The organism is Streptomyces parvulus (assembly GCF_014648855.1).
Taxonomy (GTDB): domain Bacteria; phylum Actinomycetota; class Actinomycetes; order Streptomycetales; family Streptomycetaceae; genus Streptomyces; species Streptomyces parvulus.
This window is the reverse complement of record NZ_BMRX01000004.1, coordinates 78,557-99,688: the sequence shown is the minus strand read 5'-3', so window position 1 is coordinate 99,688 and position 21,132 is coordinate 78,557. Positions and strand designations below refer to the sequence as shown.

Annotated in this window: 14 protein-coding genes; 2 read left to right on the top strand and 12 right to left on the bottom strand. The window is 73.3% G+C overall.

Going from position 1 to position 21,132, the window contains the following annotated elements; genetic code table 11:
* Nucleotide 1: 1 nt before the first annotated feature.
* The 9 genes from IE108_RS08320 to IE108_RS08280 all read right to left on the bottom strand — a co-directional run bounded on the left by IE108_RS08320 (nucleotide 2) and on the right by IE108_RS08280 (nucleotide 14,651).
* Complete coding sequence (locus IE108_RS08320) at nucleotides 2–1,522, bottom strand: right-handed parallel beta-helix repeat-containing protein (protein WP_064731495.1); 1,521 nt, start codon at nucleotides 1,520–1,522, stop codon at nucleotides 2–4.
* Nucleotides 1,523–1,530: 8 nt separating this feature from the next.
* The gene (locus IE108_RS08315) at nucleotides 1,531–3,495 is read right to left on the bottom strand and encodes an alginate lyase family protein (protein ID WP_064731496.1); all 1,965 of its coding nucleotides are present in this window, start codon (nucleotides 3,493–3,495) and stop codon (nucleotides 1,531–1,533) included.
* The gene (locus IE108_RS08310; protein ID WP_189397599.1) at nucleotides 3,492–5,675 is read right to left on the bottom strand and encodes a bi-domain-containing oxidoreductase; all 2,184 of its coding nucleotides are present in this window, start codon (nucleotides 5,673–5,675) and stop codon (nucleotides 3,492–3,494) included. Before IE108_RS08310 ends, IE108_RS08315 begins: the two co-directional genes overlap by 4 nt.
* A 16-nt stretch (nucleotides 5,676–5,691) precedes the next feature.
* Nucleotides 5,692–7,626: an asparagine synthase (glutamine-hydrolyzing) gene (asnB, locus tag IE108_RS08305; RefSeq protein ID WP_064731498.1), complete on the bottom strand. Its 1,935-nt coding sequence runs from the start codon at nucleotides 7,624–7,626 to the stop codon at nucleotides 5,692–5,694.
* 3 nt (nucleotides 7,627–7,629) lie between these two features.
* Nucleotides 7,630–9,153: a Wzz/FepE/Etk N-terminal domain-containing protein gene (locus IE108_RS08300; protein ID WP_064731499.1), complete on the bottom strand. Its 1,524-nt coding sequence runs from the start codon at nucleotides 9,151–9,153 to the stop codon at nucleotides 7,630–7,632.
* On the bottom strand, nucleotides 9,150–10,517 hold the full coding sequence (locus tag IE108_RS08295) for a Wzz/FepE/Etk N-terminal domain-containing protein (RefSeq protein ID WP_064731500.1): 1,368 nt from the start codon (nucleotides 10,515–10,517) through the stop codon (nucleotides 9,150–9,152). The genes IE108_RS08300 and IE108_RS08295 overlap by 4 nt, the downstream gene beginning before the upstream one ends.
* Nucleotides 10,507–11,793 (bottom strand): glycosyltransferase family 4 protein, encoded by a 1,287-nt coding sequence (locus tag IE108_RS08290; RefSeq protein WP_079163782.1) that lies wholly within the window; start codon nucleotides 11,791–11,793, stop codon nucleotides 10,507–10,509. The genes IE108_RS08295 and IE108_RS08290 overlap by 11 nt, the downstream gene beginning before the upstream one ends.
* Nucleotides 11,783–13,099, bottom strand: coding sequence for a nucleotide sugar dehydrogenase (locus IE108_RS08285; RefSeq protein ID WP_064731502.1), 1,317 nt, complete (start codon nucleotides 13,097–13,099; stop codon nucleotides 11,783–11,785). The genes IE108_RS08290 and IE108_RS08285 overlap by 11 nt, the downstream gene beginning before the upstream one ends.
* Nucleotides 13,100–13,172: 73 nt before the next feature.
* On the bottom strand, nucleotides 13,173–14,651 hold the full coding sequence (locus IE108_RS08280; RefSeq protein WP_064731503.1) for a sugar transferase: 1,479 nt from the start codon (nucleotides 14,649–14,651) through the stop codon (nucleotides 13,173–13,175).
* An 844-nt stretch (nucleotides 14,652–15,495) separates the two neighbouring features.
* Here IE108_RS08280 and IE108_RS08275 point away from each other — a divergent pair.
* Entirely contained in the window at nucleotides 15,496–16,047 is a 552-nt protein-coding gene (locus tag IE108_RS08275) for an EF-hand domain-containing protein (RefSeq protein ID WP_064731504.1), read from the top strand.
* 112 nt (nucleotides 16,048–16,159) lie between these two features.
* Here IE108_RS08275 and eno read toward each other — a convergent pair whose 3' ends face one another.
* Nucleotides 16,160–17,467, bottom strand: coding sequence for a phosphopyruvate hydratase (eno, locus tag IE108_RS08270; RefSeq protein WP_079163783.1), 1,308 nt, complete (start codon nucleotides 17,465–17,467; stop codon nucleotides 16,160–16,162).
* Nucleotides 17,468–17,691: 224 nt separating this feature from the next.
* Here eno and IE108_RS08265 point away from each other — a divergent pair, with 224 nt between their 5' ends.
* Nucleotides 17,692–18,114, top strand: a complete 423-nt coding sequence (locus IE108_RS08265) for a MarR family winged helix-turn-helix transcriptional regulator (protein ID WP_064731506.1) — start codon at nucleotides 17,692–17,694, stop codon at nucleotides 18,112–18,114.
* Here the strand turns inward: IE108_RS08265 and pntB are convergent.
* Nucleotides 18,108–19,553: a Re/Si-specific NAD(P)(+) transhydrogenase subunit beta gene (gene pntB / locus IE108_RS08260; RefSeq protein WP_064731507.1), complete on the bottom strand. Its 1,446-nt coding sequence runs from the start codon at nucleotides 19,551–19,553 to the stop codon at nucleotides 18,108–18,110. The genes IE108_RS08265 and pntB overlap by 7 nt on opposite strands.
* A complete protein-coding gene (locus IE108_RS08255; protein WP_064731508.1) occupies nucleotides 19,550–21,121 on the bottom strand; it encodes a Re/Si-specific NAD(P)(+) transhydrogenase subunit alpha in 1,572 nt (523 codons plus the stop codon). The genes pntB and IE108_RS08255 overlap by 4 nt, the downstream gene beginning before the upstream one ends.
* Nucleotides 21,122–21,132 lie beyond the last annotated feature (11 nt).

The following is a 21,132-nucleotide window of genomic DNA, read 5'->3' as shown; positions in this document are numbered from 1 at the left end:
CTCAACCACCGTCCCGCGAGCCGAACGTACTTCCCTCGTCCTGCCGGTACGGCATCGCCTGCCACTGGCCGGAGTCGAGGACGCGGCTCGGGTCGTGGGCGACGAACGTCCACGGCCCGACGTAGACGTTGTCGTGCCAGCGGTTGTGCTGCTCGCGGGTGATCGCCTCCGCCACCCGCTCGCCCTGGTACGGCGACCAGTCCGGGTAGGTGCCGTAGTTGGCCAGCACCGCCATCCGGTCGCAGCCCTCGGCGCAGCCGACCGCGGACTTGTCCAGCACGAAGCGGTTGTCGTGGATGTCCACGCGCTGGGTCTTCCACCGGCAGTCGGCGTACAGCGGCGCGGAGGCGATCGCCGGCCGCACGCACCGGCTGGTGTCCTTCACCAGCAACGTGCACTCGCCGGACGAGGTGTTGGCCGGGCTGTTGCAGAACCGGTCGGCGTTCTCCCACAGGGTGATGCCGGACCAGTTGTCCTCCAGGGTGTTCCCGTATATCTCGATCTTCTTCGTGCGGGCGCGGATCCGCGGTTCCCCGCCGGACTCGGACACGTAGACGGTCGCGAACGGGAAGGTGTCGCCCCGGTCGGCGTACCGGCGGCCCTCGACCCAGTTGTTCCGCCGGATCGTGTTCTCGCGGACCACCGCGTTGTAGCTGGTCTCGTAGATCAGCGCGGCACCGTCGTTGGCCTCCAGCAGGTTGCCCTCGATGCGGAAGTCGTTGTTGTTGGTGTCCGCCCACAGCCCGGCCCCGCGGTTGTCGTGCACCCAGTTGCCGCGCACGTCGGCGCCGTCGACGGCCCAGAACTTGACGCCTCCGGTGCAGCCGCAGCCGGGCCTCCGCCGCTCCCAGTCGTCCTTGTTGTTGCCCACGATCTCGTTGCCCTCGACCACCAGGCCGCGAAGGCCGCCGGCCCTCTTGTACGCGTTCATGCCGTACTGGCCGTTGCCGCGCAGACAGCTCGCGCGGACCCGCTGGCGGGCACCCGCCATCAGCCCGGCGCCGGAGTTGTTCTGGATCGTCGCGTGCTCGATCACCCACCCGTCGGCCGAGTCGTGGTTGACCACGCCCTCGTCGTGCGGTGCGACGAAGCCCTGCACGGTCAGGTGGCGGATGGTGACGTCGCGGGCGGTGCCGCCGAAGGCGTACTGGTTGGTCCTGTGGCCGTCCAGGACCGCGCCCGGCGCGCCGAGGTAGCGGTTGCCCCGCTTCGGCACGACCTGCGCGAACCGGTCCGGCAGCAGCCTGTGGGTGCCGGGGCGCAGCCAGAACGTGGTGCCCGGGGGGCTGGTCCTGGTCTTCGCGGCGAGGTCTCCGGCCACCGCGGGGTCGACGCTCACCGCGCCCGCCGGCGCCGTCGCCGGACCGGCCGCCGGCCTCGCGCACACGCGGGCCACGGCCGAGGCCGGCCCGGCCGACGGCTCCGGCCGCGCTCCCCCCTCGCCGTCGCAGCCGGTCGCCACCAGCAGGGCCAGTGCCAGCGGTGCGGCCGGCAGCGCCGCGCGCCGCCCCTTGATCCCCACGAGCCCCCCTAGCCGCGGAACCTGAGTACGGTGGTGAACCCCTGCGCGCCGTCGGCGAACCCGGTGCCGACCAGCGTCGTCGCGGGTTCCCTGCGGCCGAAGCCGGGGGAGTACCAGCCCAGCGGCGGGTCGGTCTCGCCCCGGTGCGCCTGCCAGCGCAGCTGCCCGGGCAGGTCGAGTGCGGCCGAGCGCTCCTCGCCGTCCCGGGTCCAGCTCAGCTCGGCCCGGTTCTCCGTCAGGACCGCGGCGATCGCCGGACCCAGGTGGAAGGCCAGCCGCACGGCTCCGCCCCGTCCGCGCACCTCGTCGACCACCTTCAGCTCCCGGCGCCCGGCGGTCAGCTCCACCTGGCGGCGGTGCACGGAGTGCGGGTAGCCGTCGTGCTCCGCGCACCAGCGGGACGAACCCCCGTCGGGAGCGCCGGAGGTGTCCGCGGCCAGGACCCGGCTGCGGGCGTGCCGGGTCCACAGGAACGGCCCGCCGGAGACGGACTGGTCGGCGCCGTCCAGCTCCAGGGTGTTGTGCCCGAGCGTCGACCGGAAGTACCGCCGCCACACGGGCTGTCCGTGATAGCAGTACGTCCCCGGGTCGGCGAGGACGTCGACGCCGTCGTGCCGTACCTCGACGGACAGCGCGTCCGCGTGCGCGTGCGCGGCGATGGACAGGAACCCGTGCGGCCCGCCGTCGCAGCGGCACCAGATCCCGTCCGGACCGCGCAGCACGGTGAGTCCGGCATCGGCGAAGTGGGCGGGCCGCTTCGCCGGACGCGCCACCGGGGCGGCCGTCGCACCCGGGTACGGCCGCACGAGCGCCGCCAGCAGCGGGGTGCGCACGTCGGCCGCGGTCACCTCCGGCCACCAGGGGAGCCGGCCGAACACCGCCTCCCCGGTGGCCAGCAGCGAGGCCCAGCGGTCGGTGCCCGCGCCGTCCACGACCAGGCCGTGCCCGTCGTCGGCGTCCCCCTGGCGCGGTGGCCGCAACCGGTCGTCGACGACCGCCGCGAGGGCGTCCGTCATCCGCAGCAGCACCGGCCGGACCGACGGCGGCACCGGCACACCGGCGAGGTCCGCCTCGGCCAGCGCGGCCAGGCCCAGCTCGAGCACCAGGCCGTGGTACTCCGTGGCCAGCTCGCGGTTGAGGCCGGACAGGAAGGTGTTGCCGCGCAGGTGCCGTTCCAGGGAGCGCAGGGCGTCGTCCCGCAGCCGGGCCGAGGCGGGGAACCAGCCGAAGGCGCAGGACGCCGCGAACTGCCCGGCCGCCTCGGCGACGGCGTGGTTGTTCGCCGACGACCCCCGGCTCGGGAACGCCGCCAGCCAGCGCTGGTGGTGCCAGATCTGGTGCAGCGCCACCGGATTGTCCTCGAACAGCCCGGCCGCGCCCGGCCAGCCGTCGAGCAGCCGCCGGATCCACACCCAGGACAGCAGCCGGATGCCCAGCTCGATGCCGCTGGTCCAGTGCACCCCGTGCAGCGGCGCGTTCGCCGCCCACCAGGACCGCAGGTGCCCGGCCACGCGCTCCGCGTACCGCTCGTCCCCGGTGACCGCGTAGGCGGCGGCGAGCACGGTGAGGTACTGGTGCCGGGACAGCTCCCAGATCTGCTTGACGTCCCCGACCACGTCCTCGTCCCGGTAGGGCACACCGAAGGCGTAGCCCCACGGGGCGCGGCGGCCGGTCTTCGGGTCGTACCACCAGTCCGGGTCGGCCAGGTCGTCGCGGACCACGCCGAAGTACTCGGCGTGCCCGGCCATCAGCCGGTCGGCCTCGGCGACCAGTCGCTTGGCCGCGTCCGGGGACACCGAGGCGACGGCGCCCGCCGGCAGGACCGCGGTGAACCGGGCGCCGCTCACGTTCGGGACGCGCGGTCGCGCCGACCGCCAGTGCCGCCTGCGCAGGGCGTCGCCCGCCCGGCCGCCGATCTCCCGCGGGCCCATCCGGGACAGGCGCCGCAGGTACCAGCCCGCACTCATGGTCATCGGGCCGCCGCCAGGGTCACCGGCGTTCCGCTCGCCAGCCCCGTCCGCACCGCGAGGGTGGCCGCGGTGGTGGCGACCAGCGACTCCAGCGGCACCGGCATCGGCCCGCCGGTCCGCACGGCCCGTACGAACGCGGCCAGTTGGGCGGCCTGTCCCTTGTCGCGGGCCTTGGGCAGCCGCGAGCTGACCCACCGCCTGCGGCCGTCGTAGACGGAGGCGCGGACGAAGTCGTCGAGCCGCAGCGCGCGGCCGTCGGCCATCAGGTCCAGGGTCTCCTTGGGGAACCCGGCCGGACCGTTGGTGAGATAGCTGACGGTCGCGGTCGAGCCACCCGGGTAGCCGAGCACCACCTGGAGATCCTCGCCCCCGGGGCTCGCGACCGCGTACACCGAGACCGGGTCGGCGCCGAGCAGTCTGCTCGCCGTGTCGATGAAGTGCCCGCCCTCGCCGGCGAACCGCGAGCCCTGGGTGGCCTGCTGGAGGTACCAGCTGCCGTGCTCCAGCCGGCCCGCGTTCACCAGGTAGCGCAGGTTCGCCGGCCCGGTCCGGTCGCCGAACCGCTGCCGGGCCTCCTGGAGCAGCGGCGCGAACCGGCGGTTGAAGCCCACCTGGAGCCGGTCGTTGCCGGACTCCTCCACCGCGGCGAGCACACCGGCCAGTTCGTCCTCGGTGAGGGCCAGCGGCTTCTCCACGAACACCGCCTTGCCCGCGAGCAGCGCCCTGCGGGTCAGCTCCGCGTGCGAGCTGTGGCGGGTGACCACGAACACCGCGTCGACGGAGGGGTCGTCGAGCACGGCGTCCAGTTCGGTGGTCGCCTCGGTGAAGCCGAACTTGCGCTTGGCGTTGGCCGCGGACAGCGCCGTCGTGGTGACGACGGTCGACAACTCCACGCCGTCGCGCCCGGTCAGGTGCGGCAGCAGCATCGACGTTGCGTAGTTCCCGGCGCCGACGAACGCCAGCCGCACCGACGCCTTGCGGGGGCGGGCCACCGAGGGGGCGGCGGCGCCGCGTCGCACCGCGGGGAGGGCCAGCTCGGGGGCCGCGGCCTCCGGCGCCTGCCCCGCGTACCGGAACAGCACGGCCACGGCCTTGAGACCGCCGCCCTCGAGGCTCCGGTACGTCTCGACGGCGTCGTCGAAGTCGGCGGTGTGGGAGACCAGGGGCTCCACGTCGACGCGGCCGCGGGCGACGAGGTCGAGGAAGCACGCCAGATTGCGGCGCTCGGTCCAACGGACATAGCCGATCGGGTAGTCGCGGCCCTCCAGCTCGTACTCCGGGTCGTAGCGCCCGGGGCCGTACGAGCGCGAGAACCGGACGTCCAGCTCCTTCTCGTAGTACGCGTTCCACGGCAGGTCCAGGCTGCACTTGCCGATGTCGACCACCCGGCCGCGGTCCCGGCTCAGCCGGGCGGCCAGCTCGACCGGCTCGTTGCCGGTGCCGCCCGCCGCCAGGTACACCTGGTCGGCGCCGTGCCCGCCGGTGAGTTCGGCGACGGACGCCGCCACGGTCGGCGAACCGGGGTCGCCGCACGCCACCGCGCCCATGCGTTCCGCCAGTTCGCAGCGTGCCGGGTCGGGGTCGACGCCGACGACGCGCACTCCCGAGGCCGCCAGGAGCTGCACCACCAGCTGACCGATCAGCCCCAGGCCGATGACCAGTGCCACCTCGCCGAGCTGCGACTCGCCCCGGCGCACCCCCTGCAGGGCGATGGACCCGACGGTGCCGAAGGCGGCGTGCCGCGGCGCGAGGCCGTCCGGCACGCGGGTGTAGAGGTTCTTCGGCACCCAGTTCAGCTCGGCGTGCAACGCGTGCTCGTTGCCCGCGCAGGCCACGACGTCACCCACCGACACGTCGTCGATGCCGTCGCCGACCTGCTCGACCACCCCGCACAGCGAGTAGCCGAGCGGCGTCCAGGAGTCCAGCTTGCCCATCACCTTGCGGTAGGTGGCGGGCACGCCGTTGGTGGCCACGCTCTGCACCACCTTGGCCACCTGGTCCGGCCGGGAGCGGGCCTTGCCGACCATCGACAGGCCGGCCTCCGACACCTTCATCAGCTCGGTCCCGGTGGAGATCAGCGAGTAGGCGCTCCGCACCAGCACACCGCCCGGCTTGCACCCCGGCGCCGGGACGTCGAGCAGCGCCAGCTCGCCACTCCTGTAGTTCTGCACAACCTGTTTCACCGATGTCCTCTTGTCTCTACGCCTTCGAGGGAGAGTGCCGGCCGGCCCCCGAGAGGGCGCCGCGATACCAGTACTCGAGGGTCAGCACGTGCCACAGATGCTTGGAGAAGTCCCGCTGCCCGGCGGCGTCCTCGGCTACCAGCCGGGCGAGCGCGTCGCGGCGCAGCAGGCCGGACCGGACGAGTTCGCCGTCGTGCACCACCTCGCGGACCAGCGGTGCCAGGTCCCGGCTCATCCAGGCCCGCAGCGGGGCACTGAACAGGCCCTTGGGCCGGTACACGATCTCCCGGGGCAGGACCGAGACGGCCGCCTCCTTCAGAACGGCCTTGCCCTGACGCCCGGCGATCTTCCGCTCGCCCGGCACGGCGAACGCCGCCTTCACCACCTCGACGTCCACGTACGGCACGCGCACCTCGGTCGACGCGGCCATGCTCGCCCGGTCCGTGTACGCCAGGTTCAGCCCGGGCAGGAACATCCGGGCGTCGCCCAGGCACATGCGGTTGACGAAGTCGTCGAGGTCGTTGTCCCGGTACACGTCGGCGTGTTCGGCCAGTACCTCGTCCACCGTCCCGGCCAGGTCCGGATCGACCAGGGCGAGCAGCTCCTCCCGGTCGTACATGGTGTAGCTGCGCCGGAACGCGGTCTCCTCCGGCAGCTCGGCGAAGGAGAGGAACCGCTTGGCGAAGCGCACCGACCGGTACCCCCGGCGGGCCGAGGCGACCGGCAGCCGGTCCACGGCCGCCGACACCCCCCGCCGCAGCGGCCGCGGGACGCGCTGATAGCGCAGGGCCAGCAGGTTCGCCAGGTGCTTGCGGTACCCGGCGAACAGTTCGTCGGCGCCCATCCCCGACAGCATCACCTTGACCCCGGCCTCCCGGGCGGCCTCGCAGATCAGGAACGTGTTGATCGCGGCGGGATCGCCGATCGGCTCGTCCAGGTGGTAGGTCATCCGGGGCAGCAGGTCGAGCACGTCCGGGGCGATCTCGATCTCGTGCAGGTCGACACCGAACCGCTCGGCCACCCTCCGCGCGTGCCGCAGGTCGTCCGGCATCGCCTCGAACCTGGCGTCCTCGGCGCGGAACCCGATGGTGTAGGCCGAGATGCCGGGCCGTTCACGTGCCGCGAGCGCGGTCAGGTAGCTGGAGTCCAGCCCGCCGGAGAGGAACGTCGCCACGGGCACGTCGGAGAGCAGATGGCGCCGGGTCGACTCCTCGACGACGGCCGCCAGGTCGGGCAGCTCACCGCTCAGGGCACGCTCCCGGCCCTCGGCGGCCACGTCCTTGAGGTTCCAGAACCGGCCGCGCTCCACCCGGCCGTCGGCCCTGCACCGCAGCCAGCTCCCCGGCGGCACCTTTTCCGCTCCGCGCAGGGCACAGCGGGTGTCCGGCACCCAGTAGTACAGCAGCGAGGCGACCAGCGCCCCGTGGTCCACCTCCAGCGGTCCGCCGGTCACCGCGGCCAGCGCCTTCAGCTCGGAGGCGAACACCAGGCCCTCGCCGCGCCGGAGTACGAACAGCGGCTTGACGCCGAGCTGGTCGCGGGCGAGGACCAGCTCACCGGTCCGCTCGTCGAAGACGCCGAACGCGAACATGCCGCGCAGCCGGGGCAGGCAGTCGGTGCCCCAGCGCCGCCAGGCCTCCAGCAGCACCTCGGTGTCGGAGGTGCCCCGGAACCGCACCCCGGCGGCCGCCAGCTCGGCCCGCAGCTCGGGGGCGTTGTACAGCTCGCCGTTGTACGTCAGGGCCAGGCCCCCGGAGACCATCGGCTGGGCGCCCGTCCCGGTCAGGTCGATGACGGCCAGCCGCCGGTGCCCGAGGTGCACCTCGCCGTCCCCGAGGGAGTGGCTGTAGCCGCCGGAGCCGTCCGGGCCCCGGTGGGCGAGGATCTCGGTCAGCCGGTCGGCCACGGCCTTGCCGTCCGGCCACCGGTACGCGCCTGCGATGCCACACATGTCCTACCGCCCCTCCTCGTCGCCGTCCGGGACGCGCGCGGCGCGCATCGGCAGCCGCTCCGTCCGCGGCCGTTCGGTGCCGTTGCGCCGGGCGGGACGCTCGCCGCGCCCGCGCAGCGCGTGGTCCGGCCCGTCCCACAGGGTGCCGTCGGTCCGGTCCCGCGGGTCGGGGTCGATCAGCACCACGCCGAGCACCGTGACGCGCTGGTCCGCGAGCTGCCGCGCCACGGTGTGCAGCCACGCGGCACTGCCGTGGCCGGCCCGGACGACGAGCACCGTGCGGGTGCCGAGGTGGCGCAGGTCGGTCCACGCCGTCCCGGGTGCCACCGAGCCGACGCCGAGGCGCCGTTCCCCGTCCGGCGCCTGGGCCGCGTTCTCGTCGCAGACCACGGCCGGGTCGCCCGGCTTCGGCCGCCGGCGCGCGAGCGGGAGTCCGGGCAGGGCGTCGACGACGGTGACCGGCTCGCGGGCCGCCAGGGCCGCGGCGAGGTCGAGGGCGATCGCGCCCGTGCCGCGCGCGTGGCCCAGCTCCAGCAGCGACACCGGTTCCGCCGAGCCGCGTATGGTACGCGCCAGGGACGCGGTCAGCCGTTCGCGGGCCGCGCGCATCCGGCGGCTCCGCCAGGGCCCGGCAGGTCTGCGGCGGGGCAGTTCCGCGATGACCGACGCCCCGAGATGCGCGGCCACCTCCCGGCGCAGCACCGGGCGGTCCGCCACCACGGCGCCGACCGCGGCCACCACGAGCCCGAGGACCAGGCCCAGGACGCCGCCGATCCCGGCGTCGGTGACGGCGGCCTTCGGCAGCGAGTGCCGCACCGCGCGAGGGGCGTCCACGATCTGCGTACCGGCGACGATCCGGGGGGTGCCCGTGCGCGCCTCCGCGGCCCGCTGGTCGAAGTCGGCGATGCGGGAGCCGAGTTCGGCCCGGCGGGCGAAGAGCGTCTCCAGGCTCGCCGCCGCCTTCGGGTCGCTCTGCGGCGACCGGTCGCCGATCGCCTCGTTGACCTCGGCCAGCTCGTCCCGTGTGCGCTCGCGCTGGGCGAGCAGTGCCTCGGCCTCCGCCTCGGCGGTCTCCCGCATCCGCCGGACGTGGTCCGTGACGAACGCGTCGGCCAGCGCCGCGGCCCGGGCCACCGCCTGGGCGTCGTCGTCGCCCGTCGCGGTGATCTCCAGCAGGTTGTTGGTGAGGCCGGTACCCCGGTAGTCCTCCATGAAGTCCTCTGGCTTCACCCGGGAGTCGAGGGTGCGCAGCGCCGCCTCGGCGATCCGCGTGGTCCGCAGCAGCTCCACGTCGGTGCGGATCAGCGTGCCGGTGTCGTTGGGCTGGTCCTCCTTGTGCGCGACCAGCACCTTCGTCACCGCGGTCGGCGGTGGCGGCAGCAGGACCGCGAGCGCCCCGCCGGCCAGCACGCCCAGCAACGCCAGGCTGCTCCAGAGGCGGCGGCGCCTGCGCACCGCGACCACCAGCGACTGGAGGTCCAGCAGCGGAACGGGGGCCTGTGCGTCGGTCGTCCTGTCCGTCGTCATACCGAGCCTCCCCTCGCGGGCCCGGCCACCGCGGTCTCCGGCGCCGCGTGACGGGGAGCACGGTCCGCGGTCCGGCCCCGGGGGTCCAGGACCGGCGCGGCGACGACGACGCCGACCAGCTCGTGTCCCGCTTCCGCACACGCCTCGGCGAGGCCGGCGAGTTCGCCCGCGGTACGGCCTCCCGTGCCCAGCACCAGCAGAGCACCGGACCCGCCGGCGTCATCGGGCACCGTCGGCCGGTCTACCGCCACCTCGGCCACCCGCAGCAGCGGATCGCCCCCGGCCTCCGCGACGAGCCGCGCGGCGGCCAGGCGGGCGGTCTCGTCGCCGTCCGGTACGACCACCAGCAGCCGCCGGGGCGCGGGCAGCAGGTCCCGGAGCCGGGCGCACACCCGCCGGTAGCGGATCCGCCGGCCCGCCTCGTCCCCGGACACCCGCGGTTCCGGCGCGTCCCACGGCCTGTCCACGCCCAGCAGCCGGCCCGTCCGGCCCCCGGGCCCGCGGCCCTCCCGCCGGGCGGCGGACTCGTCGACGGGCACGTCGACGGCGCCGAGGAGCGACGAGCCCGCCGCCCTGGCGATCTCCTGCCCGGTGCGCGGCCGGCGGTTCCTCCGCGCGGCGACCAGGTGCCCGACGACCGCGAGCAGGAGGAACAGCAGCGCCCCGCCCGCCACGAGCTGCACCCTCGTCGGCGGGGCCTCGCCGGTCGGCCGCGCGGCCGGACCCATCACGACCAGGCCGGCCTTGCCGGTCGTGCCGTCCGCCTGCTCCAGCTTGTTCACGGCCTCGGCCAGGGCGGTACGCAGCTTCGCCAGCTCCGTGCGGGCCTGCACGCTCTCCACGGTCCGCCCCGGGTCGGCCGCGTCGGCCAGCTCGGAGATGCGGCGGTTGGTGCGCACGACCTGCTGCCGCAGCGCCTCCGCCTCCGTGGCCGCGACCGATCCGGTGCCTTCGCCCGCGATCCGCGCCGCGAAGGACACGAACTGCTGCGCCACCTCGTCGGAGAGGCGCTGCGCACGCCCGGGAGAGTCGGCGGTACCCGAGATCCTGATGATGTTCCCGTCGGTGGCCGCGGCGCCGACCCGGTCCCGCAGGTCGGTACCGCCCACGCCGTCCCAGCGGAGCGCGGCGGCGGCGCGGTCGAGCACCTCCGAACTGGTCGCGATCTCCGCCTGGGTCAGCAGCTCGCGCTGCTCCCACTGGCCGGGCAGCAGGACGGACGCCGACGTCGTGTAGCGCGGCGGGACCACCAGGGAGACGCCGAGGCCGACCAGTGCGCCGAGGACCGTCAGGACGGCGAGCAGCCGCCGGCGCCGGCGCAGCATCCGCCCGATGGTGGCCAGGCGTATCGTGTCATCGCTCAACGGTGCGGCCCCCGCCCCGTGCCGTCGTGCCGTCCGCGGGCACCGGGATCCGGCCGTCGCAGGCGGCGGCGTAGGCGGCGAGCAGCGACCGCTGGGAGTTCTGCCAGGAGAGCTGCCCGCCGATCCGCTCCTGGCCCGTCTTGCCCATCAGCCTCCGCCGCTCCGGGTCGTCGAGGAGCATCGCGATGAGCCCGGCGAACGCGGCCTCGTCGTTGGCGGGCGCGTAGACGGCGGCGTCCCCGGCGGAGACCCGCGCCTCGCGGAGGTCGAACGAGACGACCGGCCGCCCCATCACCATGTATTCCAGGACCTTGTTCATGGTCGACACGTCGTTGAGCGGGTTGTGCGGGTCGGGGGAGAGGCACACGTCGGCGGTGGACAGGTAGCGCACCAGGTCCGCGTCCGGGATGCGCCCGGTGAACCGCACCTGGTCCTCGAGCCCGAGCCGCCGTGACAGCTCCACCATCTCGTCGAAGGTGTCACCGGCGCCGACGAACACCGCGTGCCAGTCGGTCCGCCCGAGGTCGTCGCGCAGCTTCGCCAGCGCCCGCAGCGCGTAGTCGACGCCGTCCTGCGGCCCCATGACACCGAGGTAGCAGAGCAGATGCGGCTTGCCGTTCTTCAACTCCGGCTCGGGCGGCACCGGATGGAACCGCTCGACGTCGGGCGCGCTGCGGACCACGAAGACGTCCTCGGGCCGCTTGCCGCCCCGGCGCACCGCGACGTCCCGGTAGCTCTCGTTCGTGGCGATCACGACGTCGGCGGCCCGGTAGGTGAGCCGCTCCAGCGCGCGCACCCCGCGGTAGAGCAGGTCCTCGCCCCGGCCGAACCGGGAGAGGTACAGCTCGGGAACCAGGTCGTGCTGGTCGAACACGAACCGGGCGCCGCGCCGCTTCAGCCACAGGGCGGGCAGGAAGAGCAGGTCGGGCGGGTTGCAGGCGTGCACGACGTGCACCGGTCCCACCTTCCGGGCGAGGCGGAACGTGTGCCACAGCGCCGCTCCGTACTCCCGCAGATACCCGGCCGGCCCTCCGGTGGCGGCGCGCAGCGGGTAGCGGTGGATCCGCACCCCGTCGATCTCCGTTTCCGGCTCCGTGTCCCGCTTGGTTCCCCTCGGGCAGACGACGTGCACCGTCCAGCCCGCGTCGCGCAGGGTCGTGCACTCCTGCCACACCCGCCGGTCGAAGGGGACCGACAGGTTCTCCACCAGGACCAGTGCCCGCCGTACCGGCCGGCCGCGGCCCGTCGCGTCTCCCGACGCCGTGTCACCAAGCAAGACCCACGTACCCCGGTTCGGCCCGGCGCGCCTCGGCGTCGGGGAGGCGGACGAGATCGACGATCACCGGACCGCCGGCCTGCGGCAGCGCCGACAGCACGGCCGGGTCCTTGGTCCCGACCAGGCACACCTCCGCGTGGTCGAGGACCTCCTCGACGGAGTCCGCGAGGAGCTGCGCGAGGTGCGGCAGCCGGGTCTCGACGTACTCGCGGTTCGCGCCGAGCAGCCGCGACAGGCTCACGTTGGCGTCGTGGATGCGCAGGTCGTACCCCTTGCCGAAGAGACGTTCCGCCAGCTCGACGAGCGGGCTCTCGCGCAGGTCGTCGGTGCCCGGCTTGAAGGACAGCCCGAACAGGCCCACCCGGCGTTTCCCGGTGCGCTCGACCAGCTCCACCGCGCGCTGCAGATGGTCGGCGTTGGAGGGCAGCACGTGGGAGAGGATGGGCACCGACACGTCGGCCCGCTGCGCGGCGTGGACCAGGCTCCGCAGGTCCTTTGGCAGGCAGGAGCCGCCGAAGGCGAAGCCGGGCCGGAGGTAGGCGGAGCTGATGTTCAGCTTTCGGTCGGCCAGGAACACGTCCATCACCTGGTGCGAGTCCACGCCGAGGGCCTGGCAGACCGCGCCCAGCTCGTTCGCGAAACCGATCTTGAGGCCGTGGAACGCGTTGTCGGCGTACTTGATGGCCTCCGCGGTCGGGACGGGCACCCGGAACACCTCGCCGGGCAGACCGCGGTACAGCTCCGTCACCACGTCGCCGCTGGCCCGGTCGAGTTCGCCGACGACCGTCTTCGGCGGGTCGAAGAAGTCCCGCACGCTGGTGCCCTCGCGCAGGAACTCCGGGTTGACCGCGACCCCGAAGTCCACGCCGGCGGTGCCGCCGACGGACTTCTCCAGGATGGGCACGAGGAGGTTGAGGCAGGTGCCGGGGAGCATGGTGCTGCGGAACACCACGGTGTGCCGTCCGCCCCGTTCGGCCAGCGCGGCCCCGATCTGCTCGGTGACCCGCTCCAAGTACGTCGTGCAGAGGCTGCCGTTGGGTTCCGAGGGGGTGCCGACGCAGACCAGCGACACCTCGCTCAGTCCGATCGCCTCGGCGACGTCGGTGGTGGCGCGCAGGGCGCCGCTGCGGGTGACCTCGGCGATCAGCTCGCCGATCCGCTCCTCGACGACGGGGGCCCGGCCGTCGTTGACCAGGTCGACCTTCACCTGGTTGACGTCCACCCCGATGACCTCGTGCCCCATGCCGGCCAGGCACGCGGCCGACACGCAGCCCACGTAGCCGAGCCCGAAGACACTGATTCTCATGACCCGTTCCTCCCCCCAGGCAGGCCCTTGGGGCCTGCGGTCCGCGCGCCCGCCGGACGACGGCGCCGGCACATCAGTAGGCCCCCTGGCCGTAGAACACCGCGCGCAGGGTCTTCCACAAGATCACCGTGTCCAGGGCCAGCGACCAGTCCTCCACGTACCGCAGGTCCAGCCGGACCGCCTCCTCCCAGGACAGGTCGCTGCGCCCGCTGATCTGCCACAGGCCGGTGAGCCCCGGCTTGACCAGCAGCCGCCGCCGGATGTCCGGGCCGTAGGCGGCGGACTCCTCCGGCAGCGGGGGCCGCGGGCCGACCAGCGACATCGACCCGGTGAGCACGTTGAAGAGCTGCGGCAGTTCGTCGAGCGAGTACCGGCGCAGCACCGCGCCGACCCGGGTCACGCGCGGGTCCCGGCGGAGCTTGAACAGCAGGCCCGCGCCCTCGTTGCGGTCGGCCAGCGCGGCACGCGCCCGGTCCGCCCCGGCGACCATGGTGCGGAACTTGAGGATGGTGAACTCGCGGCCGTCCTTGCCGACCCGGCGCTGGCGGTAGAAGGCCCCGCCCCGGCTGTCGGCGAGCACGAGCAGCCCCACGACCACCATCAGCGGCGCGAACAGGACCAGCAGGACCGCCGCGCCCGCCCGGTCGACCACCCCCTTGACCGCCCGTCGGCCACCGGTGAAGGTCGGCATGCTGACCCGCAGCAGCGGGATGCCGAGCACGGCGTCGATGTGCAGCCGCGGTCCGGCCACCTCCATCAGCACCGGGGCCACCACCATCTCGGTGTCGCCGCCCTCCAGGTTCCAGGCCAGCCGCTGCAGCCGGTCCGGCGTCCAGTGCGGGTCCGGGGTGACCGCGACGACCCGGTAGCCGTCGCGCTGGACGTGGCCGGCGACGTCCGTCAGCCGTCCGACCACCGGCACCCCGTCCAGGTGCTCACCGCCGTGCGCGAGGCCGTCCGTCGTGCAGACCGCGTCGACCCGCCAGCCGAGGTGCGGGAAGCGCCGGGTCCTGGTGATCAGGTCGCGTACGGTGTCGGCGCTCCCGGCGGCGAGGACCGGACGCAGACAGCGCCCCTCCTTGCGCTGCCGGTGCAGCCAGAGCCGCAGCACGTACCGCGCGGTCATCGTGACGAGCGCGATCGCGGGAATGGCGACGAAGATCCAGAGTTTGATGTTGCGCGAGGTGAGGGCGATGCCGCCGAGCGCCAGCACGACGGTCGCCATGAACAGGGACCGGCCGAGCCGGCGGAACTCCTCGGCGCCCTGGCCGAGGACGCCCGGCGCCCACGACCTGCTCACGGCGAGCGCGCCCAGCACCAGCAGTTCGGTGCCGAAGGCGAGAATTCCCCATTTCTCGTGCCAGTTGGCCGCGTCACGGGCCCCGAAGAAGTTGCCGATGGCCGCCACCACCACGGCGGTGGCCACGGTGTCGGTGGTGATGACGGTACGGCGGTACCGCTGCTCCCAGTCGACCGCGGTCCGGCCGACCGCCCCGTTCGCCAGACGTCCGTCCGCCGACGGAAAAGGGCTGACCATTCCCCCTTGCCGCACAGAACCCCCCAGGTCCCCAGTGATTCGACGAGTTCGCCCAACACTGTTTTGCTCTGCCGGGAGGCCCCCGCCTTCCGTGCCGTCTCGGCTCTGCAGAGCTACTTGAACAACCCAGCCGGTGAGCGGCGGATCCACACATGCCGCCCGTCTTTCCGGGCGCGCCGGTACCCGCCGAATCCTTGGGTGCTCCCCTCACCCAAGTGCCCTTTCGGGCCCAGGAATTGATCATCCCCATGTCCGGTACCGAGGGCGCGTGGCCGCAACGCTGACCTGCCGAAGTACCGGACCTATAGATCATTACTGGTCGCCTCGTGTCGAAGCACGGTCAATGTAGACCATCGGGGCTCGGTGTGAAGAGGGGATGTGTGTAATTTGTGTTCAACCTTTGAGGTTGCCTCCATTAATCGGTCACGCTTTAGGGCGCTCCCGACGGCGCCCGGGCCCGGGCCCGAGGTCTTGATCGAATGCGCGGCGCTTATCGCCCCCCGAATCCGACCGCGCGCCCCGCAACAGGTGCTGAGCTGGGGCTCTCGTGCCGCGTGATCGCCCGTGCACGCTCTGTGCGGCGGTGCGCCGGCCGGTCCGTTCGTGCCCGGCCGACCCGCCAAGAGCGCTCTCCGACGGAGGGCGCCCGTCCTTCCGGAATCAGGTGTGGGGATCAACATCGGCTGGATTGCGGCGGGGTGGCACCCGCGACGCCGAGGGTGTGTGTGCGCAGGACGCCCTCGGCCCCTCAAACCGGCGCGCGGAGTCGTGGACCCGGCCGCCGGTGATCCAGGGCGCCGTTGGCCCGCCCGCGGAACTGGACAGCCTGTCCTCAACCAGGTGAGACAGGGGGCTTGAGATGGCCAGTGGGTTTCAGCGGGCGAAGGTCCGGGCGATGTTCGAGGCGTTCGACGCCGACGGCAACGGCCTTCTGGAGGAGGCGGACTTCGCGGCGCTCGTCGAGCGGTGGCGCCGGCTGCCGCGGGTCGCCGCCGGACCGGAGCTGACGGAGCGGGTGCGGGGCGTGCTCATGGGCTGGTGGCACCATCTGTCGGCCCTCGCCGCCGAGGAGGGGGAGGGTGCGGGCCGGGTCGACATGGACGTCCTGATGGCGATGGTGGACCGGCTGCCGTCGATGCCCGAGGCCGTCACGGCCACGGCCGACACCATCTTCGACGCGGTGGACGAGAACGGCGACGGACGCATCTCCCGCGCCGAACACCAGCGGCTCATCGACACGTGGCACGGGCGGGACACGGCGACGGCGGACGTGTTCGACCGGCTCGACCAGGACGGCGACGGCTACCTCGGCCGGCCCGAGTTCGCGACGCTGTGGCTGCAGTTCTGGATCAGCGACGACCCGGCCGAGCCCGGCAACGTGATGTGCGGTCCACTGGCCCCGGCCGCCTGACGCCGGCCGCCGGGCGGGAGTCCCGTGCCGCCGGGGCGGGTGCGCCCCGGCGGCCCGCGTGGCGACGGCGTCGCCGAGGCTTCCGCCCGTGCCCGCCGGGGCCGGCCGCCGCCTATGCCCGCCGCAGCGCGGAGCCGCCCGCGAAGCGAGCCGCCGCACCCAACTCCTCTTCGATGCGGATCAGTTGGTTGTACTTCGCCGTCCGGTCGGAGCGGGAGAGCGAACCGGTCTTGATCTGACCGCAGCCGGTCGCCACCGCGAGGTCCGCGATCGTGGTGTCCTCCGTCTCGCCCGAGCGGTGCGACATCACGGCCGTCCAGCCGGCCTCGTGGGCCGTGGCCACCGCCGCCAGAGCCTCGGTCAGGGTCCCGATCTGGTTGACCTTGACCAGTACGGAGTTGCCTACGCCGGTGCGGATGCCCTCGCGCAGCAGCGCCTCGTTGGTGCAGAACACGTCGTCCCCGGTCAACTGGCACCGGTCGCCCACGCGGGCGGTCAGCTCGCGCCAGCCGTCCAGGTCGTCCTCCGCCATCGGGTCCTCGATGGAGACGACGGGGTAGGCGTCGATGAGCTTGGCCAGGTGGTCGGCGTGCTCGGCCGGGGTGCGCCGTACGCCCTCGCCCGCGTAGTCGTACACGCCGTCGCGGAAGAACTCCGACGACGCCGGATCCATCACCAGGCCGATGTCCGTGCCCGGCCGGTAGCCGGTGCGCTCGACCGCCGCCATCACGAAGTCGAGCGCCTCCTCCGCGGTGCGCAGCGCGGGCGCGAAGCCTCCCTCGTCACCGACGCCCGTCGAGTGCCCGGCGGCCAGCAGGTCGCGGCGCAGCGTGTGGAAGACCTCGCTGCCCATGCGTACGGCCTCGGCGAAGGTGTCCGCCCCCACCGGGGCGATCATGAACTCCTGGAAGTCCAGCGGGTTGTCCGCGTGGGCACCGCCGTTGACGATGTTCATCATGGGCAGCGGCAGCAGGTGGGCGTCGGTGCCGCCGAGGTGGCGGTAGAGCGGCAGGCGGTGGGCCGCCGCGGCGGCCTTGGCCGCGGCGAGGGACACGCCGAGGACCGCGTTCGCCCCGAGGCGGGACTTCGCGGCGGTGCCGTCCAGGTCGATCAGCGCGGCGTCGAGCCCCGCCTGGTCCGCCGCGTCCCGGCCGCGCACGGCCGCCGCGATCTCCCCGTTGACGTGGGCCACCGCCCGGTCCACGCCCTTGCCGTGCCAGCGCGCCGAGTCCCCGTCGCGCAGTTCCACGGCCTCGCGGGCACCCGTGGAGGCGCCGGAGGGAACGGCGGCGCGTCCGAGGGAACCGTCCGCGAGTACGACGTCGACCTCGACCGTGGGGTTGCCCCGGCTGTCGATGATCCGACGCGCGGTGACGGTCTCGATGACCGCGGTGAGGCCTTCGGCCGCGTCTGCGGACATGGCTGGGGACATGGTTGCGGACATGGGAGGTCCTTCCCGTTGTCGTGTGCCGCGGCCCGGCTGCGACGACGCTGGCGCTGACCCCGGCAACCCGAACACTACAGCAATGCTGAACAGTTCCGCTGCTAAGTTCAGCTGTTCAGTTGTGCTGCGCAGCATCGCTACGCAGTACTGCTGTGCAGGTCAGGTGCACAGCAATGCTGGCCAGCGCGGTAAAGTGACCTATGCCCACCTCGGAAGCCGCCGCCATCGCCGCCGAACTGCGCACCGCGATGGGCAAGCTGACCAGACGCGTCAAGCACGAGGACAGCATTCCGCTGGGCCAGATCGCCGTCCTCGGCGCACTCGACCGCGTCGGCGCCCTGACCACCAGCGACCTCGCCGCCGACCAGCGCGTGCGCCCCCAGTCGATGGCCCGGGCCGTCGGCCTGCTCATGGACAAGGGCCTCGTCACCCGCCGCGCGCACCCCACCGACGGCCGCAAGACGCTGGTCGAGCTGTCGGAGGCGGGGCACGCCGCACTGGAGGCGGAGCGCAACCGCAGGGCCGGCTGGCTCGCGCAGGCCATCGACGCCGGCCTCGACGATGAGGAACGGGCACTGCTGGCACGGAGCACGGCCCTGCTGGAAAGACTCGCGGACTACTGAGCCGAGCGCACCCCCGCCCCGACCGTCTCCCCGGCTCCCAACGCCTGCAGGATCTCCTCCACACTCTGCTTGGCGTCGCCGAAGAGCATGCTGCTGTTCTCGCGGAAGAACAGCGGGTTCTGCACCCCCGCGTAGCCGGAGGCCATCGAGCGCTTGAAGACGACGACGTGCTCCGCCTCCCAGACCCGCAGCACGGGCATGCCCGCGATCGGGCTCGCGGGATCGTCCATCGCCGAGGGGTTGACCGTGTCGTTCGCGCCGATGACCAGCACCACCGACGTGTCCGCGAAGTCGTCGTTGATCTCGTCCATCTCCAGGACGATGTCGTACGGCACCTTCGCCTCGGCCAGCAGCACGTTCATGTGCCCTGGCAGGCGCCCCGCGACGGGGTGGACGCCGAACCGGACCTCGACGCCGCGCTCCCGCAGCCGCCGCGTCAGCTCCGCGACCGGGTGCTGCGCCTGCGCCACGGCCATGCCGTACCCGGGGGTGATCACCACGGAGCGCGCCCCCGCGAGGAGGCTCGCCGCCTCGTGCGCCCGCACCTCGCGATGCTCACCCTGCTCCCCGGCACCGCCCGCCGGGGCCTCGATGCCGAAGCCGCCCGCGATGACGGAGAGGAACGACCGGTTCATCGCCTGGCACATGATGTAGCTCAGATACGCGCCGGAGGACCCGACCAGGGCCCCCGTCACGATGAGCAGGTTGTTGTCGAGCAGGAACCCGGCGGCCGCCGCCGCCCAGCCGGAGTAGCTGTTGAGCATGGAGACGACGACGGGCATGTCGCCGCCGCCGATCGAGGCCACCAGGTGCCAGCCCAGGACGAGCGCCAGGACCGTCACCGTCACCATCAGCGGGAGGTTCGGGCTGACGGTGAACCAGACCGTGAGCACGAGGAAGAGGGCCAGCGCGCCCAGGTTGAGGGCGTTCTTGCCGGGCAGCGTCAGGGGCCGGGACTTGATGCGGGCGGACAGCTTCAGGTACGCCACGACCGACCCGGTGAAGGTGACCGCGCCGATGAAGACGCCGATGAACACCTCGGCGTGGTGAATGCCGACCAGATCGGGGGCGATCCGGCCGTGCGAGCCGTGCGCCTCGACCTCCAGGTAGCTGTTCCAGCCGACCAGGACGGCCGCGAGGCCGACGAAGCTGTGCAGCACCGCGATCAGCTCGGGCATCTGCGTCATCTCCACGCGCCGCGCCCGCCACAGGCCGATCGCGGCCCCGATCACCGTGGCCAGAAGGATCAGCGCGACCGGACCGGCGGAGACGCTCCGCGACGCGACGACGACGGTGGCGGTCAGGGCGAGGGCCATCCCCGCGATGCCGTAGACGACGCCGGCGCGGGACGTGCGGTGCTGGGACAGGCCGGCCAGGCTGAGTACGAAGAGCAGCGCCGCCACCAGGTCGGCCGCGCGGGACGCGGTCATGGACGTCATCGGGACTCGCCTCTCGAGAACATGGACAGCATGCGGCGGGTGACGGCGAAACCTCCGAAGATGTTCACGCTGGTCAGCAGGATCGCCACGAAGGACAGCACGGTGACGAGGGCGCTCTCGTGCCCCAGCTGGAGCAGGGCACCGATCACCACGATCCCCGAGATCGCGTTGGTCACCGACATCAGCGGCGTGTGCAGGGAGTGGTGGACCTTGCCGATGACGTAGTAGCCGATGACCACCGCCAGCGCGAACACCGTCAGGTTCTCGGCGAGTTGGGCCGGTGCGAAGGCGATCAGGAGGAACATCGCCGCCATCCCGAGGCCGATCAGTCCGAAGCGCGCGGCCGGGGTGAGCCCGGACTTCCTGGCGGGTACGGACGCGGCCGTCGACGCCGGCGCCTCGGCCGCGGCCGGCGCGGCCGAGACGGCGACCGGCGGGGGAGGCCAGGTGACCGCGCCCTCGCTCACCACGGTCACGGCCCGCTGCACCACGTCGTCGAAGTCGACGGCGAACCGCCCGTCCTTGCCGGGTGTGGCCAGGGTGAGCAGGTTGACCAGGTTGGTGCCGAACAACTGGGAGGCCTGGGCCGGGAGCCGGGAGGCCAGGTCCGTGTAGCCGATGAGGGTCACGCCGTTGTCGGTCACCACGGTCCGGCCCGCGACGGTGCCCTCCACGTTGCCGCCCTGCGCGGCGGCCATGTCGACGACGACGCTGCCGGGTCTCATCGCCGCCACGTCGGCGGCGGTCAGCAGGCGCGGCGCCGGCCGCCCGGGGATGAGGGCCGTGGTGATGACGACGTCCACGTCCCGGGCCTGCGCGTGGTACAGCTCGGCCGCGGCCCGGTCGTAGTCGGCGGAGGTCGCCCTGGCGTAGCCGTCGGTGCTCGCCTCCTGGGAGGCGTCCACCGCCAGGTATTCGCCGCCCAGGGACCGCACCTGATCGGCGACTTCGGGGCGCGGGTCGGTGGCGCGCACGACCGCGCCGAGGCTGGACGCGGCCCCGATGGCGGCGAGCCCCGCGACCCCGGCCCCGGCGACGAGGACCTTCGCGGGCGGCACCTTGCCCGCGGCGGTGACCTGCCCGGTGAAGAAGCGGCCGAAGGCGTGTGCCGCCTCGATCACCGCGCGGTAGCCGGCGATGTTCGCCATGGAACTGAGGACGTCCATCGACTGGGCGCGCGAGATGCGCGGCACCGCGTCGAGGGCGAGCACCGTGACGTTCCGGGCCGCCAGCGCCTCCAGCAGTTCCGGGCGCTGCGCCGGTGAGATCAGCGCCACCAGCGCCGCACCCTCGCGCAGTAGGGCGATCTCCTCGTCCGACGGCGGGTTGACCTTCAGTACGACGTCGGCGGCCCAGGCCTCGCCGATACCGGCCCCCGCCTCCGCGTAGGCGTCGTCGGCGAAACCGGAGGCCGTGCCGGCCCCCGACTCGACGACGACCTCGTAACCGAGGCCGAGGAGCGGGCGGACCGTGGCGGGCGTCGCGGCGACACGGGTCTCTCCCGGTATGGACTCGGCGACGACGCCGACGCGTTGCGGCGGATGGTGAGTGGCGTGGTGTCCAGTCATGTCCAGTCTCT

Excerpts from the sequence above, each read along its gene's own strand:
- IE108_RS08300 (WP_064731499.1), bottom strand. The coding sequence starts at position 9,153 with ATGACGACGGACAGGACGACCGACGCACAGGCCCCCGTTCCGCTGCTG.
- asnB (WP_064731498.1), bottom strand. The coding sequence starts at position 7,626 with ATGTGTGGCATCGCAGGCGCGTACCGGTGGCCGGACGGCAAGGCCGTG.
- IE108_RS08255 (WP_064731508.1), bottom strand. The coding sequence starts at position 21,121 with ATGACTGGACACCACGCCACTCACCATCCGCCGCAACGCGTCGGCGTC.
- eno (WP_079163783.1), bottom strand. The coding sequence starts at position 17,467 with ATGTCCGCAGACGCGGCCGAAGGCCTCACCGCGGTCATCGAGACCGTC.
- IE108_RS08275 (WP_064731504.1), top strand. The coding sequence starts at position 15,496 with ATGGCCAGTGGGTTTCAGCGGGCGAAGGTCCGGGCGATGTTCGAGGCG.
- pntB (WP_064731507.1), bottom strand. The coding sequence starts at position 19,553 with ATGACGTCCATGACCGCGTCCCGCGCGGCCGACCTGGTGGCGGCGCTG.
- IE108_RS08285 (WP_064731502.1), bottom strand. The coding sequence starts at position 13,099 with ATGAGAATCAGTGTCTTCGGGCTCGGCTACGTGGGCTGCGTGTCGGCC.
- IE108_RS08315 (WP_064731496.1), bottom strand. The coding sequence starts at position 3,495 with ATGACCATGAGTGCGGGCTGGTACCTGCGGCGCCTGTCCCGGATGGGC.
- IE108_RS08265 (WP_064731506.1), top strand. The coding sequence starts at position 17,692 with ATGCCCACCTCGGAAGCCGCCGCCATCGCCGCCGAACTGCGCACCGCG.